The 15,690-nt window shown below is 44.6% G+C and carries 14 protein-coding genes, 1 tRNA gene and 1 other RNA gene; 15 read left to right on the forward strand and 1 reads right to left on the reverse strand.

The annotated features are described in order from the left end of the window. Window positions 1-6 precede the first annotated feature (6 nt). Complete coding sequence (locus HNQ34_RS06835; RefSeq protein ID WP_183252937.1) at window positions 7-264, forward strand: HPr family phosphocarrier protein; 258 nt, start codon at window positions 7-9, stop codon at window positions 262-264. A 96-nt stretch (window positions 265-360) separates the two neighbouring features. Here the strand turns inward: HNQ34_RS06835 and clpP are convergent, their stop codons facing one another. Further along, entirely contained in the window at window positions 361-951 is a 591-nt protein-coding gene (clpP, locus tag HNQ34_RS06840; protein ID WP_004892507.1) for an ATP-dependent Clp endopeptidase proteolytic subunit ClpP, read from the reverse strand. 228 nt (window positions 952-1,179) lie between these two features. On the opposite strand from clpP, the gene HNQ34_RS06845 reads away from it, so the two are divergent. The 14 genes from HNQ34_RS06845 (at window position 1,180) to ssrA (ending at window position 15,197) form a co-directional block, all read left to right on the forward strand. Then, window positions 1,180-1,251: transfer RNA gene (locus HNQ34_RS06845), tRNA-Arg, on the forward strand. A 359-nt stretch (window positions 1,252-1,610) separates the two neighbouring features. Further along, entirely contained in the window at window positions 1,611-2,915 is a 1,305-nt protein-coding gene (gene rpoN, locus HNQ34_RS06850; RefSeq protein WP_183252940.1) for an RNA polymerase factor sigma-54, read from the forward strand. Between the two features lie 13 nt (window positions 2,916-2,928). After that, the gene (locus tag HNQ34_RS06855; RefSeq protein ID WP_183253129.1) at window positions 2,929-3,174 is read left to right on the forward strand and encodes a glutaredoxin family protein; all 246 of its coding nucleotides are present in this window, start codon (window positions 2,929-2,931) and stop codon (window positions 3,172-3,174) included. Window positions 3,175-3,312: 138 nt separating this feature from the next. Next, window positions 3,313-4,332 (forward strand): sugar-binding transcriptional regulator, encoded by a 1,020-nt coding sequence (locus HNQ34_RS06860; RefSeq protein WP_183252942.1) that lies wholly within the window; start codon window positions 3,313-3,315, stop codon window positions 4,330-4,332. Window positions 4,333-4,376: 44 nt separating this feature from the next. Further along, window positions 4,377-5,384: a type I glyceraldehyde-3-phosphate dehydrogenase gene (gap, locus tag HNQ34_RS06865; RefSeq protein ID WP_183252945.1), complete on the forward strand. Its 1,008-nt coding sequence runs from the start codon at window positions 4,377-4,379 to the stop codon at window positions 5,382-5,384. A 119-nt stretch (window positions 5,385-5,503) separates the two neighbouring features. Then, window positions 5,504-6,688, forward strand: coding sequence for a phosphoglycerate kinase (locus HNQ34_RS06870; protein ID WP_183252947.1), 1,185 nt, complete (start codon window positions 5,504-5,506; stop codon window positions 6,686-6,688). 16 nt (window positions 6,689-6,704) lie between these two features. Then, window positions 6,705-7,460, forward strand: coding sequence for a triose-phosphate isomerase (gene tpiA / locus HNQ34_RS06875; protein WP_183252949.1), 756 nt, complete (start codon window positions 6,705-6,707; stop codon window positions 7,458-7,460). Further along, window positions 7,457-8,992, forward strand: coding sequence for a 2,3-bisphosphoglycerate-independent phosphoglycerate mutase (gene gpmI / locus HNQ34_RS06880; protein WP_183252952.1), 1,536 nt, complete (start codon window positions 7,457-7,459; stop codon window positions 8,990-8,992). Before tpiA ends, gpmI begins: the two co-directional genes overlap by 4 nt. 14 nt (window positions 8,993-9,006) lie before the next feature. Continuing rightward, window positions 9,007-10,299 carry a phosphopyruvate hydratase gene (gene eno, locus HNQ34_RS06885; protein WP_183252955.1) on the forward strand — a complete coding sequence of 431 codons (1,293 nt, stop codon included), beginning with the start codon at window positions 9,007-9,009 and terminating at the stop codon, window positions 10,297-10,299. Window positions 10,300-10,842: 543 nt separating this feature from the next. After that, the gene (gene secG / locus HNQ34_RS06890) at window positions 10,843-11,076 is read left to right on the forward strand and encodes a preprotein translocase subunit SecG (protein WP_183252957.1); all 234 of its coding nucleotides are present in this window, start codon (window positions 10,843-10,845) and stop codon (window positions 11,074-11,076) included. Window positions 11,077-11,150: 74 nt separating this feature from the next. Further along, a complete protein-coding gene (locus tag HNQ34_RS06895) occupies window positions 11,151-11,888 on the forward strand; it encodes an alpha/beta hydrolase (RefSeq protein WP_183252959.1) in 738 nt (245 codons plus the stop codon). Between the two features lie 22 nt (window positions 11,889-11,910). Further along, on the forward strand, window positions 11,911-14,199 hold the full coding sequence (gene rnr / locus HNQ34_RS06900) for a ribonuclease R (protein ID WP_183252961.1): 2,289 nt from the start codon (window positions 11,911-11,913) through the stop codon (window positions 14,197-14,199). A gap of 81 nt (window positions 14,200-14,280) precedes the next feature. Next, a complete protein-coding gene (gene smpB, locus HNQ34_RS06905) occupies window positions 14,281-14,748 on the forward strand; it encodes an SsrA-binding protein SmpB (protein ID WP_183252964.1) in 468 nt (155 codons plus the stop codon). A gap of 96 nt (window positions 14,749-14,844) precedes the next feature. Continuing rightward, window positions 14,845-15,197, forward strand: a transfer-messenger RNA (tmRNA) gene (gene ssrA / locus HNQ34_RS06910). The last annotated feature ends 493 nt before the right edge of the window (window positions 15,198-15,690 follow it).

A 15,690-nucleotide genomic window follows, 5' to 3' on the forward strand; every position in this document is an offset into this window, starting at 1 on the left:
AGGAATATGGTGGAAAAACAAGTGGAAGTGTTATTGAAAACAGGATTGCAAGCGCGCCCAGCTGCGCTATTTGTTCAAGAGGCGAACCGTTTTTCGTCCGATATTTACCTCGAGAAAGACGGGAAAAAAGTGAACGCAAAAAGCATTATGGGATTGATGAGCTTAGCGGTCAGTTCCGGTTCGGTCATTACGCTCATCGCCGACGGCTCGGATGAAAAAGAGGCGCTCGAAGCGTTAACGAAATATGTACAAAGAGAAGAATAATGATCAAGAGGCTGTTCTCTTTTTAGAGAACAGCCTCTTGATGTGTGCGTCTGCTTTTGGAACGAAACAAACCATTCCATGCAATTGCTATTTTCCTTATTTCTCATCCACGCGCGTTAAGACGCGGTCGATTAATCCGTATTCTTTTGCTTTTTCCGCTGTCATAAAGTTATCGCGGTCTGTATCGCGCTCGATTACTTCAATTGGCTGGCCAGTGTTTTCAGAAAGGATGCGGTTCAATTTATCGCGCAAGAATAAAATGCGTTTTGCTGCGATTTCGATTTCGGTTGCTTGACCTTGCACGCCGCCAAGCGGTTGGTGAATCATAATTTCGCTGTTTGGAAGCGCAAAGCGTTTTCCTTTTGCACCTGCCGCAAGCAAGAACGCACCCATCGATGCGGCCATTCCGATGCAAATCGTTGATACGTCCGGCTTAATAAATTGCATCGTGTCGTAAATCGCCATTCCCGCTGTGATCGAGCCGCCAGGGCTGTTAATGTAAAGGGAAATGTCCTTTTCCGGATCTTCCGCTGCTAAAAATAATAGCTGGGAAACGATCGAGTTGGCCACATGATCATCGATCGGGCTACCTAAAATAATAATGCGGTCTTTTAATAAACGGGAGTAAATGTCATATGCGCGTTCACCGCGGCTTGTTTGCTCAATGACTGTAGGGATTAAATTCATAAAGCTTCCTCCTTTGCCAATTCGGCTAAAATCATATGTATTTTTATGATACATAATTGGTCAATGAAGGTCAAACAAAAAGCGTTTTTTCCTTCTCTTAAATATTATTCGCTCTTTTCCTTTGACATCCCTTTTTTCATCATATCCCCTTTTCCATTTTTTAAACACATTTTTCTCTTGCCAAATGAAGCAATCTTCACTATAATTGAATGTGCAACTGAACACGATGCCCTCGTAGTGTAGTGGATAGCACGAGAGATTCCGGTTCTCTTAGCGTGGGTTCGAATCCTGCCGAGGGCGTACAACACGACTTGTCATAATGGAGTGACAAGTCTTTTTTTTTGAAATACGCGAATAACAAAATGGCATTTATCATGAGTGTTTATTATCCATTATTTTACTAAAAAATATAGAAGGCTGAACACAAGCTTTTCTACATCTTCCCTCGAACAAGAAAAGTGTTCATTGTTCGAGGAGGGCATGCGCACAGCATGTCCAGTCGGCAAGCGAACCGCTTGCCGACTACGACAGAAAAGCTAGGAATAGAGCGATGCCGACTGTTTTTTAATGGTTAATCAACACGCCTGAGCATTTATAATTTATTTCTATACACGGGATTTTGCTGTTGTTGTACAATAAGGGAAAGGGGGGACGTGATCATGAGGGCTGAATTATTGCAGGAACAACGACTGAAGCTCGCGTTGACAAAAGAGTTGACGCAAGCTATTGAGCTGCTTCAGTACTCTGCGCTTGAATTACGTTCGATTTTATACGAGCAGTCGCTTGAAAATCCTTTTTTAGAAATTAAAGACAGTAAATTGACAACCCCATATAAATATAAATCGTCGTTCAACAAAGATGAGCGAAATTGGATTGAAAACGTCAGCAAACCGTCGGAAACGTTAGCTTCCCATTTAACGGCGCAGCTGCATACGATGTTTTTGCACCCTAAAATGCGGCAAATGGTCGAATATTTAATCGCTTCGCTTGATGAGGACGGATATTTGCGAACCGATCTGAAGGAAATAGCTGCTTTTTTAGCTGTATCAGAAGGTGAGTTGGAAGAGGCAGTACGGCTATTGCAGTCGCTTGAGCCTGCTGGGGTTGGTGCGCGAACTTTGCAGGAATGTTTATTGCTTCAGCTTCAACGGTTGCCTGTGCAGAACGAGCTGGCAGTCCGGGTTATTAGCTGCCATTTTACGATGTTTGTTGAAAAATCTTGGAAGGCGCTGGCGAAACAGCTGCAAGTGGAAGTGGCCGAGTTGCAGCAAGTGTGGGATTTGATTCGCACGCTTGAACCGCGCCCTGGCAGCCATTATACGGCGATAGAACCACATTTTATCGTGCCGGATTTAATTGTTGAGCGACGTGGCGATGAAATTTGCGTGTTGTTGAATGATGAGTTTCTTCCGGAAATTATATGGAATTACGGATATGAGAAGAAAATGGCCGGCCGGTGCGACGAACAGACGGCATCGTTTATTAAAGAAAAATATCGGCAGTTTATGTGGCTGACGAAAAGTTTAGAGCAACGAAAGCAAACACTCGTTCACGTTGCCAAAGAAGTAATGGAACGCCAAAAACAATGTTTGGAAGAAGGAATGGCAGCGTTGAAGCCGTTGACGATGCGCGAAGTGGCAGAGGTGCTCAACATTCATGAATCGACAGTCAGCCGCGCTGTCAAAAATAAATATGTGCAAACGCCGTTTGGCACGGTAGAACTTCGCCGCTTTTTTACAAGTTCTCTTTCATCCATAAGCAATGACGAGGAAGCATCGGCAACAAAAACGAAAGCGATCATTAAGCAACTTATTGAAGTGGAAAACAAACGTGAACCTTTGTCTGATCAAAAAATTGCGGACGTATTAAGCGAAGAGCATGGGATTGCGATTTCGCGAAGGACGGTTGCCAAATATCGCGAGCAGCTTCATATCCCATCGTCGGCGAAACGAAAACGGTATTAGGATGTGAATGATGATGATTGTCAACCTTTATTCGAAAATCGACTGCCCGCTATGTGAGAAAGCGAAAGCAGTTTTGCGTGAATTGCAGCATGAATGGAAGTTTGAAATCAACGAAATCGACATTTATCAAGATGATGCATTATTAGAGAAATATCAGTTGACGATTCCAGTTGTTGAAGTCGATGGAGAGGAACTGGCCTACGGGCTTATTCATAAAGATTTCATAAGAAAACGTTTACTTGAACGGATGAATAGTTGAACATCGAAATAACTCCTGTTACAATAAGAATGTAAGGCAGGAGTATTTTTTTTTCACACGAGCGGGACATAATAAGTCACAGAGGGACGGTTTAAGTCCATATATATTGTTACATAATACAAGGGGAAGGGGAATGAATTGCAACCATTGATTGATGCACAAAAAAAATTATTGCCTGATCTACTCGAAGTGATGCAAAAGCGTTATCGCATTTTGCAGTACATTCGACTGATGCAACCGATTGGCAGAAGGGCGCTGTCAGGAAGCATAGGAATGAGTGAACGTGTTCTCCGGGCTGAAGTGCAGTTTTTAAAAGAACAAGATTTAATTACAATCAGCTCAGCGGGAATGCATGTCACGCCTGTCGGAGACGAACTGTTGCGAACTCTTGAAGACGTGATGAAAGAAGTGTTAGGCTTAAAAGGTTTAGAAACGAAAATCAAGCGCATACTTCATATTGATGATGTCATCGTTGTAGCTGGCGATAGCGACCTTTCTCCTTGGGTGAAAAAAGAAATGGGAAGAGCTTGTGTGGCCTGCATGAAAGAAAGATTGAAAGATAATAGCATTGTTGCTGTTACAGGTGGAACAACACTTGCAGCGGTGGCGGACATGATGACCCCAGATCCGAAACAAAGCGATATTTTGTTCGTTCCTGCTCGGGGCGGTTTAGGGGAACATGTCGAAAATCAAGCAAACACGATTTGCGCCAAAATGGCAGAAAAAGCGATGGGAAATTATCGCCTTCTTCATGTGCCGGATTATTTAAGCAATGAAGCGTATCAGTCGCTTATTGAAGAGCCGGCTGTGAAAGAGATGCTCCAGCTGATCAAATCATCTAATATGGTCGTACATGGAATTGGTGATGCGATCACGATGGCGGAACGACGCAAAACGTCTGAAGAAGAGATGGCGAAAATTAAAAATGGCCATGCGGTCGCGGAAGCGTTCGGGTATTACTTTAATCAAGAAGGAGAAGTTGTTCATAAAGTGCGGACGATCGGCATTCAGTTGGAGGACATCAAGCATGTTGAACATGTCATCGCAGTGGCCGGCGGCGCTTCGAAAGCAAAAGCGATTAAAGCATATATGAAACAAGCTCCTCGTTCGATTTTAATTACGGATGAAGGAGCAGCAAAGGCGTTAATAAGGGAGTAACATCCCTCAACATAAAACTTTATTTTTTGAAGGAGGAACTATACATGGCAGTGAAAATTGGTATTAACGGTTTTGGTCGTATCGGTCGTAACGTATTCCGCGCAGCATTAAAAAATCCAAACATCGAAGTGGTAGCCGTCAACGACTTAACAGACGCAAAGACATTGGCACATCTTTTAAAATATGACTCTGTACACGGTGCGCTAGATGCAGAAGTTTCTGTGAACGGCAATAACCTTGTAGTGAACGGAAAAGAAATTATCGTTAAAGCCGAGCGCGATCCAGCGCAACTAGGATGGGGCGAGCTTGGTGTTGACATCGTCGTCGAATCAACAGGCCGCTTCACAAAACGCGAAGATGCCGCGAAACATTTAGAAGCAGGTGCGAAAAAAGTCATTATCTCTGCTCCAGCAACAAATGAAGACATTACGATCGTGATGGGAGTAAACCAAGACAAATATGACCCAGCAAACCATCATGTTATCTCGAACGCATCTTGTACAACAAACTGTTTGGCGCCATTTGCGAAAGTGTTGCATGAAAAATTCGGCATCATCCGCGGCATGATGACAACCGTTCACTCGTATACAAACGACCAGCAAATTCTTGACTTGCCGCATAAAGATTTACGCCGTGCGCGTGCTGCAGCGGAATCAATCATCCCAACAAGCACAGGTGCGGCAAAAGCGGTAGCGTTAGTTCTTCCGGAATTAAAAGGAAAATTGAACGGAATGGCGATGCGCGTGCCAACGCCAAACGTATCGGTTGTCGATCTTGTCGCTGAACTTGAAAAAGAAGTAACAGTCGAAGAAGTCAATGCAGCGTTAAAAGAAGCGGCAGAAGGCGAATTAAAAGGCATCCTTGCTTACAACGAAGAGCCGCTTGTATCTCGCGACTACAACGGAAATCCAGTGTCTTCGACGATCGACGCTCTTTCGACAATGGTCATGGAAGGAAAAATGGTGAAAGTCATTTCTTGGTACGACAACGAAACAGGTTATTCTCACCGTGTCGTTGACCTTGCAGAATACATCGCATCAAAAGGTTTATAATTTTTTGGATTGTTTGCCCAAAACGGTTTATAATAAATAGTTGGAAATACCGAAAAGGGGAGCGGGGGGTGATCCCCACTCCCTTTCGCATGCCAAAACAATGAGAAGGAGGCCGTTCCATGAACAAAAAAACCGTCCGTGACATCGATGTCAAAGGGAAACGCGTCTTTTGCCGCGTGGATTTTAACGTGCCGATGCAAGATGGTAACGTAACTGATGACACGCGCATCCGGGCAGCGCTGCCAACGATTCAATATTTAGCAGAGCAAGGCGCAAAAGTCATTTTGGCGAGTCACCTCGGCCGTCCGAAAGGAAAAGTAGTCGAAGAAATGCGTTTAACTGCGGTGGCGGAGCGTTTAAGCGAATTGCTCGGCAAAAAGGTAGTGAAAACAGATGAAGCATATGGCGATGCAGTAAAAGCGGCCATTGCCGAAATGAACGAAGGGGACGTTTTGCTGCTTGAAAATGTTCGCTTCTATCCGGGCGAAGAAAAGAACGATCCAGAGTTAGCAAAAGCATTTGCGGAATTAGCTGACGTTTATGTGAATGATGCGTTTGGTGCGGCTCACCGCGCCCATGCATCGACAGAAGGAATCGCGCACTATTTGCCAGCGGTTGCCGGATTTTTAATGGAAAAAGAAATTGAAGTGTTAGGAAAAGCTCTTTCCAACCCAGACCGGCCGTTTACCGCGATTATCGGCGGCGCAAAAGTAAAAGATAAAATCGGCGTCATTGAAAATCTTTTGGATAAAGTCGACAACTTAATTATCGGTGGCGGGTTGGCATACACGTTCGTGAAAGCGCTCGGTCATGAAATTGGCAAATCGTTGTTAGAAGAAGATAAAATTGAATTAGCGAAATCGTTTATGGAAAAAGCAAAAGAAAAAGGCGTTAATTTTTATATGCCAGTCGATGCGGTCGTAGCCGATGCTTTTTCGAACGATGCCAATACAAAAGTTGTCAACATTGATGAAATTCCAAGCGACTGGGAAGGACTTGACATCGGTCCGAAAACGCGTGAATTGTACCGCGATGTCATTTTGAAATCAAAATTAGTCATTTGGAACGGCCCGATGGGAGTATTTGAAATGGATACGTTTGCGAAAGGAACAAAAGCAGTCGCTCAAGCACTCGCTGATGCGAACGATACATATACGGTCATCGGCGGTGGTGATTCAGCAGCAGCAGTAGAAAAATTCGGATTGGCGGACAAAATGGATCACATCTCTACAGGTGGCGGTGCGTCACTTGAATTTATGGAAGGAAAACAGCTTCCGGGTGTGGTGGCGTTAAACGATAAATAAGAAAGGGGAAAAGGCAATGCGAAAGCTGATTATTGCCGGAAACTGGAAAATGCATAAAACACTTGCTGAAGCGCTGCAATTCGTTACGGAAGTCAAACACGCAATCCCTTCTGCCGAGCAAGTCGATTCGGTCGTTTGTGCTCCAGCACTTTTCTTAGAGCGATTGGTGGAAGCAACGAAAGGGACGGACTTGAAAATCGGGGCGCAAAATATGCATTTTGCCGATCAAGGAGCATTTACTGGTGAAATTAGTCCAGTCGCGCTAAAAGATCTCGGCGTCGAATATGTGATTATCGGTCATTCCGAGCGCCGCGAAATGTTTGCGGAAACCGATGAAACGGTCAATCAAAAAGTGCTCGCGGCCTTTAAACACGGACTTGTTCCGATTGTTTGCTGCGGGGAAACGTTAGCAGAACGGGAAAGCGGCCAAACAAATGGAGTAGTGGCGGCGCAAGTAGACAAAGCGTTGGACGGCCTCTCATCAGAACAGGTGAAACAAGTCGTCATCGCTTATGAACCAATTTGGGCGATTGGTACAGGAAAATCTTCTACAGCTGAAGATGCGAACGAAGTGTGCGGCCATATTCGTCAAGTGATTGCGAACAAATTTTCCCAACAAGCAGCGGATGCTGTTCGCATTCAATATGGTGGCAGCGTCAAACCTACCAATATCCAAGAGTTTTTAGCACAAGAACATATTGACGGCGCACTAGTTGGCGGCGCCAGCCTAGAACCACAATCGTTTTTACAACTCGTGGAGGCAGGAAAATGAGCAAACAACCAGTAGCACTAATTATTTTAGACGGGTTTGCGCTTCGGGAGGAAACGTTCGGAAATGCCGTTGCGCAGGCGAAAAAGCCGAACTTTGACCGCTATTGGAACGAATATCCACATGCGACGTTAACAGCATGCGGCGAAGCGGTTGGGCTTCCAGAAGGACAAATGGGAAACTCGGAAGTCGGCCACTTAAACATCGGGGCAGGACGCATTGTCTACCAAAGCTTAACGCGTGTCAACATCGCGATTCGTGAAGGCGAATTTGAGCGGAACGAAACGTTTTTAGCAGCGATGAACCATGTGAAAGAAAAAGGAACGAACTTGCATATTTTCGGCCTTCTTTCCGATGGCGGCGTACATAGCCATATTAACCATTTGTACGCCTTGTTAAAACTAGCGGCAAAAGAAGGTGTGAAAAACGTCTACATTCACGGCTTTTTGGACGGGCGCGACGTCGGTCCGCAAACGGCGAAAAAGTACATTAACGAATTAAATGAACAAATCGCGCAAATCGGCGTCGGCGAAATTGCGACATTGTCCGGCCGCTATTATTCAATGGACCGTGACAAACGGTGGGAGCGCGTCGAAAAAGCGTACCGCGCGATGGTATATGGCGAAGGGCCAACGTATCGCGACCCGATTGAATGTATTGATGATTCGTATGCCCACGGCATTTACGACGAGTTCGTCCTGCCATCGGTCATCGTTCGCGAAGACGGAACGCCGGTCGCGACGATTCAAGATAAAGATGCGATCATTTTTTACAACTTCCGTCCAGACCGGGCGATTCAAATTTCGAACACGTTTACAAACGATGATTTCCGTTCGTTCGACCGCGGACCGAAACATCCGAAAAACTTGTTTTTCGTATGCTTGACGCATTTTAGTGAAACAGTAAAAGGGTACGTGGCGTTTAAGCCAACAAACCTTGACAATACGCTTGGCGAAGTATTGTCGCAAAACGGCTTAACGCAGCTTCGCATTGCCGAAACGGAAAAATATCCGCACGTGACGTTCTTTATGAGCGGCGGCCGCGAAGAAAAATTCTCTGGCGAAGAGCGCATTTTAATCGATTCGCCAAAAGTAGCGACGTACGATTTAAAACCAGAGATGAGCGCATATGAAGTAACAGACGCGCTATTAAAAGAAATTGAAGCAGATAAGTTTGATGCGATCATTTTAAACTATGCGAACCCGGACATGGTCGGCCACTCTGGAAAGCTTGAGCCGACGATTAAAGCGGTCGAAGCAGTCGATGAATGTTTAGGAAAAGTCGTCGATGCGATTGTTGCGAAAGGCGGCGTTGCCATTATAACCGCCGACCACGGCAATGCGGATGAAGTGACGAATCCGGACGGCAGCCCGAATACGGCACATACGACAAACCCAGTGCCAGTTATTGTAACGAAAAAAGGCATTGCGCTTCGCGAAGGCGGCATTTTAGGCGACTTAGCGCCAACGATGCTTGATTTATTAGGGCTGAACCAACCAAAAGAAATGACAGGAAAAACGTTAATTATAAAATAAAGGAGAGATGGACCATGCCAACAATCGTTGATGTATATGCTCGTGAAGTATTAGATTCACGCGGGAATCCGACGGTAGAGGTAGAAGTTTACACAGAATCCGGCGCATTTGGCCGCGCGTTAGTGCCAAGCGGTGCATCGACTGGGGAATATGAAGCGGTCGAATTGCGCGATGGCGACAAAAATCGTTATCTTGGTAAAGGTGTATTAAAAGCGGTTGAAAACGTGAACGAAATCATTGCTCCGGCGATTATCGGTTTTGATGTAACAGATCAAGTCGGCATCGACAAAACGTTAATTGAACTTGATGGCACAGAAAACAAAGGAAAACTAGGGGCAAACGCGATTTTAGGCGTTTCGATGGCGGTGGCTCGCGCAGCAGCTGACTACTTAGAAGTTCCTTTATATCAATATCTTGGCGGATTTAACGCAAAAACGCTTCCTGTTCCAATGATGAACATTTTAAACGGCGGGGCGCATGCAGATAACAACGTCGACATTCAAGAATTTATGATTATGCCAGTTGGCGCACCGACTTTCCGTGAAGCGCTTCGCATGGGAGCAGAAATTTTCCATAGCTTAAAATCAGTATTAAAAGCGAAAGGTTACAATACAGCAGTGGGTGACGAAGGTGGCTTTGCGCCAAACTTAAAATCAAACGAAGAAGCGCTTGAAACGATCATTGAAGCGATTGAAAAAGCAGGCTACAAACCAGGTACAGAAGTGATGCTTGCGATGGACGTGGCGTCTTCTGAGCTTTACAACAAAGAAACAGGCAAATACCATCTTGAAGGAGAGGGCGTTGTCAAAACGTCGGAAGAAATGGTTGCTTGGTATGAAGAGCTTGTCAATAAATATCCGATCATTTCGATCGAAGACGGCTTAGACGAAAATGACTGGGCTGGTCATAAGTTATTAACAGAGCGCCTAGGCAAAAAAGTGCAGCTTGTTGGTGACGACTTGTTCGTAACGAACACGAAAAAATTAGCACAAGGCATTGAACAAGGTGTCGGTAACTCGATCTTAATTAAAGTAAACCAAATCGGTACGTTAACAGAAACATTCGAAGCGATTGAAATGGCGAAACGAGCAGGCTACACAGCTGTTATTTCTCACCGTTCTGGTGAAACAGAAGATAGCACAATCGCAGACATCGCGGTCGCAACAAACGCTGGCCAAATTAAAACAGGTGCGCCATCACGCACAGACCGCGTCGCGAAATACAACCAATTGCTTCGCATTGAAGACCAATTAGGCGAAACAGCGGTTTACCAAGGCATTAAATCATTCTATAACTTGAAAAAATAATGGTGGAAGAATTTTAAACAAGGAACCTGACCGAATCATTCGGTTGGGTTCTTTTCTTTGTACTTTGTTTCCAACGGAGAATTTTATAGATACCGTTTATACTTATACAGCACAAGGATAACAAGTGAATCGATTTTATCTGATACCATGAGCTATTTATTCGACATATGGATCATTTTTACTTATGGAAGAATTAGTTTTAAAATAATACATTTGCATGGAAAGCTAAATTGAATTCTTTGAGTCATATGCAAGTTGACGTATATTATATAATATAGTAACCTGTGGTGCTGGTTGAATGTCATAATCTTGTTACTTTCAAGCGTTTTCCGTATTTGCTGTGTAATCACGACCTGTGGAAAATACATGATCAATTAGCGTCCATCGCCATCTAGCACCATGAGTATTAGTTAAGTAAAAAGTTGGTCATAATTTTGAAGTCTGCAAAACGAGTTTGAAGAGCTTTTGTGCGGTTGTATCATTAGCCGATTTATGATACATTAGAATTATTGCAGTGTGCGTTTTTGAGAAGGAGGAGTAGACATGCATACTCTGCTTGTTACGTTATTGGTGATTGTATCGATTGCAATGATTGTTGTTGTGCTGCTGCAATCGGGAAGAAGTGCTGGACTGTCCGGAGCGATTACGGGCGGGGCCGAGCAGCTATTCGGGAAGCAAAAAGCGCGCGGGTTAGATGCCGTGCTGCATCGAATTACCGTTGTTTTAGCCGTTTTATTTTTTGCTTTAGCGATTGCCGTAACGTATTTTCAACTGTAAAATATGGAAAAAGGGGCGGTCCATTAATGAAGGGCTGCCTTTTCTGTTTGAAAAAAAGAAAGGAGAGATGCATCATGAGAATCGTTTCACCAAAACCGTTTACGTTTGAAGCGGGCGAACGTGCTGTATTGTTGCTGCACGGATTTACTGGCAACTCCGCCGATGTGCGGATGCTTGGTCGCTTTTTACAAGCGAAAGGTTATACGTGCCATGCCCCGATTTATAAAGGTCATGGCGTGCCACCAGAAGAGCTCGTTCATACCGGTCCAGAAGATTGGTGGCAAGATGTGATGAACGCTTACGAATTTTTAAAACAAAACCATGACAAAATCGCCGTTGTCGGGTTATCGCTTGGCGGTGTGTTTTCATTGAAACTTGGCTATACTGTTCCTGTTGTGGGCATCGTGCCGATGTGTGCGCCGATGTATATTAAAAGCGAACAGACGATGTATGAAGGAGTTTTAGCGTACGCTCGCGAATATAAAAAGCGAGAAGGAAAAGATGAGGAACAAATCGAGCGGGAAATGGCGGAATTTGCGAAAACACCGATGCAAACGCTCAAAGCGCTGCAACAGCTTATCGCCGATGTGCGCGATCGTCTCGATTTTATTTATGCGCCTGTATTTGTTGTGCAAGCGCGTCATGATGACATGATTAACCCAGATAGTGCAAATATTATTTATAACGGCGTTGAGTCTCCAGTGAAACAAATGAAATGGTATGAGGAGTCAGGGCACGTCATTACGCTTGATAAAGAAAAAGAACAGCTTTACGAAGACATTTATGCGTTTTTAGAGTCATTAGATTGGTAATCCTCGAAAGGAGGAAAATAGGATGGAACAGTTAAAAGAACGACTGCTTACGTTTATGCGCGATGAAGCGTATAAGCCGCTCACCGTTCAAGAATTGGAAGAAGCGTTTCAAATTACAGACGCAACGGAATTTAAAGAATTTGTCAAAGCGCTTGTCGCTTTAGAAGAGGATGGACTTGTCGTTCGCACAAGAAGCAACCGCTACGGCGTGCCGGAAAAAATGAATTTAATTCGCGGCAAAGTGACCGGTCATGCGAAAGGGTTTGCCTTTGTCGTCCCAGAAGATGCGACGCTCGATGATATTTTCATTCCCCCTTCGGAATTAAAAAATGCGATGCATGGCGATACGGTGCTCGTGCGTGTCAATGCGCACCCGACAGGCGCCCGCAAAGAAGGAGCGGTTGTCCGCATTATTGAGCGCGGTGTCACGGAAATCGTCGGAACATATACGGAAAGCAAAAACTTCGGCTTTGTCATTCCAGACGATAAAAAAATCGTCAACGACATTTTCATTCCGAAGCATGCGGCTAACGGGGCGGTCGAAGGGCATAAAGTCGTCGTCCGCTTAACGACGTATCCAGAAGGCCGCATTAGCGCAGAAGGGGAAGTTATTAAAATTTTAGGACATAAAAACGACCCTGGCGTCGATATTTTATCGATTATCCATAAACATGGCTTGCCGCTGCAATTTCCGGAAGACGTCATCGCCCACGCCAACAGCGTTCCCGATACGATTTCCGACGAAGATTTAGAAGGGCGGCGCGATTTGCGCAATGAAATGATCGTCACCATTGACGGGGAAGATGCGAAAGACTTAGACGACGCGGTGACGGTGACGAAGCTCGAGAATGGGCATTATAAGCTTGGCGTTCATATTGCCGATGTGAGCCATTATGTGACGGAAGGCTCGCCGATTGACCGCGAAGCGTACGAACGAGGGACGAGCGTCTATTTAGTGGATCGCGTTATTCCGATGATTCCGCATCGTTTATCAAATGGCATTTGCTCGCTCAACCCGAAAGTGGATCGCCTAACGTTATCGTGCGAAATGGAAATTGACGACCGTGGCGAAGTCGTCCACCATGAAATTTTTCAAAGTGTTATTCGCACGACGGAGCGGATGACGTATTCCGACGTCAACCGCATTCTCGTCGACAAAGACGAAGCGTTACGGGAAAAATATGCGCCACTTGTGCCGATGTTTGAGTTAATGGCAGAGTTGGCTGCTATTTTACGTAACAAGCGCATGAAGCGCGGCGCGATTGATTTCGATTTTAAAGAGGCGAAAGTGCTCGTTGATGAAAACGGCAAACCGTATGACGTCGTCTTGCGGGAACGTTCCGTGGCCGAACGTTTAATCGAAGAATTTATGCTTGCGGCAAACGAAACGATTGCGGAACATTTTCATTGGATGAATGTGCCGTTTATATATCGGGTTCACGAAGATCCGAAGCCGGAAAAACTACAGCGTTTTTTAGAGTTTATTACAAACTTCGGCTATATCGTCAAAGGAACGGGCAACCAAATTCATCCGCGCGCGTTGCAAGAAGTGCTAGAAGCGGTGCGCGGCGAGCCGGAAGAAATGGTCGTTTCGACCGTCATGCTTCGGTCGATGAAGCAAGCGCGTTATGACGCAGAAAGCCTTGGCCATTACGGATTATCAACCGAATTTTATACGCACTTTACGTCACCGATTCGCCGTTATCCAGATTTAATTGTTCATCGATTAATTCGCACATATTTAATTAACGGACAGCTCGATGGGCAAACACAGCAAAAATGGGCGGAAAAATTGCCGGAGATTGCCGAGCATTCGTCAAACATGGAGCGCCGTGCGGTGGAAGCCGAGCGTGAAACGGATGATTTGAAGAAAACGGAGTTTATGGAAGATAAAATTGGCATGGAGTTTGACGGCATTATTAGTTCGGTGACGAATTTCGGCCTATTTGTTGAACTGCCGAATACGATTGAAGGATTGGTGCATGTCAGCTATTTAACGGACGATTACTATCATTACGATGAACAGCATTATGCGATGATTGGCGAGCGGACAGGGAAAGTATATCGCATCGGTGACGAAATTACGGTTCGCGTCATTAACGTCAATAAAGAGGAGCGCATCGTTGACTTTGAAATTGTCGGCATGAAAGGTCGTCGCAACCAAAAAGCAAAAGTCGCGCCTGTCGTCATTGAAGGAAAGCGGAAAAAGAAAAAAAGCGAAGACGGGATGAAAAAACCGAAAAAAAATAAAAAATTTTACGAAGACATTCCGCAACTGAAAGCGAAAAAGAAGAAAAAGAAAAAGCGGTAGGGAAAGCTTCGTCAGCTGAGGCTTTTCCTTTCTTCTCTTTTTTGCTAAAATAATAACGGTTTGAAGGGGAGGAAAAGCGCGATGCCAAAAGGTGAAGGAAAACTGATTGCTCAAAACAAAAAAGCGCATCACGATTATTTTATTGAAGAAACGTACGAAGCAGGGCTTGTTCTCCAAGGTACAGAAATTAAATCAATCCGCGCTGGCAAAGTGAACTTAAAAGATTCATTTGCGAAAGTGGAAAAGGGAGAAGTGTTTTTGCATAATATGCATATTAGTCCGTACGAACAAGGAAACCGCTACAATCACGACCCGCTCCGGACGAGAAAACTGCTGCTTCACCGCCGCGAAATTAATAAACTGATCGGTTATACGAAAGAGCAAGGCTATACGCTCGTTCCGTTAAAGCTGTACATTAAAGACGGCTTTGCAAAATTGTTATTGGGCGTCGGCAAAGGGAAGAAAAAATACGATAAGCGCGAAGATATGAAAAAGAAAGAAGCGCAGCGCGAAGTCGAGCGCGCTTTCCGCGAACGGCAAAAGCTGTAGTGACAATATGTTACAATTGCAAACGAGCGGAATTGTGCTATAATAAATGATGTCAGCCAGTTATGAAAGCTTAAGCTATTTCGTACGTTTCTCTACGGGGACGTTACGGATTCGACAGGGGTAGATCGAGCTTAAGCTGCGAGCCGAGGGGATCGTCCTCGTCAAAACGTCACCTAAAGATAACTGGCAAAGAAAACTACGCTTTAGCTGCTTAATTAACGCGGCTAGCTCCTACCGCCATCGCCCATGTGGCGGCGTAGGGGTTCATAACAAGTGGGCTACGCCCAAGTCCGCCGTCTGAGGATGCGGGAAGAGACCAATCAGACTAGCTGCTCGGAGGCCTGTCGGTAGGCGGAAGAAGCGGCGAAAGTGAAATATACCGACTACGCTCGTAGATGCTTAAGTGGCGATATCTCTGGACGTGGGTTCGACTCCCACCGTCTCCACCATACATAAAGAATACAACGTTATTGAATAAATATTCATTACTAAGAAGCATAACTTTGCATACAATGTAAAGTTATGCTTTTTTATTTTATCTTAATACGTACATATGTTTTACTACACTAGGTTTTTTATTTTATTGTATGAACCCAAAATTAGAAGATGTTCGTATATATAAAATACAACTGGGAGGTTTAACTTATGGCTGACGAAAAAGCAGACACCCTATTTTTTTCGGCTGACGAAGGCAAGTGTGTGACTTGCCTTCGTTACGCCTTCGCCTGACAGCGGACCGAATAATCAACCGCTTCACAGACAAATGCATTTGTCTAGAAGCGGTGTTGGTCGGTCACCCGACAGTCGAAAAATACCAATTACTCCATAAAAGACGAAAATGTTAAAGTTCCAAATAATTTGTAATAAAAAATTAACACTATAACGTTTTACTGTATAGTTTTTTGTTATATAATTTCATTAGATACCGAATAATTAGATAGG

This window comes from Anoxybacteroides tepidamans, assembly GCF_014201465.1.
GTDB classification, from domain to species: Bacteria; Bacillota; Bacilli; order Bacillales; family Anoxybacillaceae; genus Anoxybacteroides; species Anoxybacteroides tepidamans.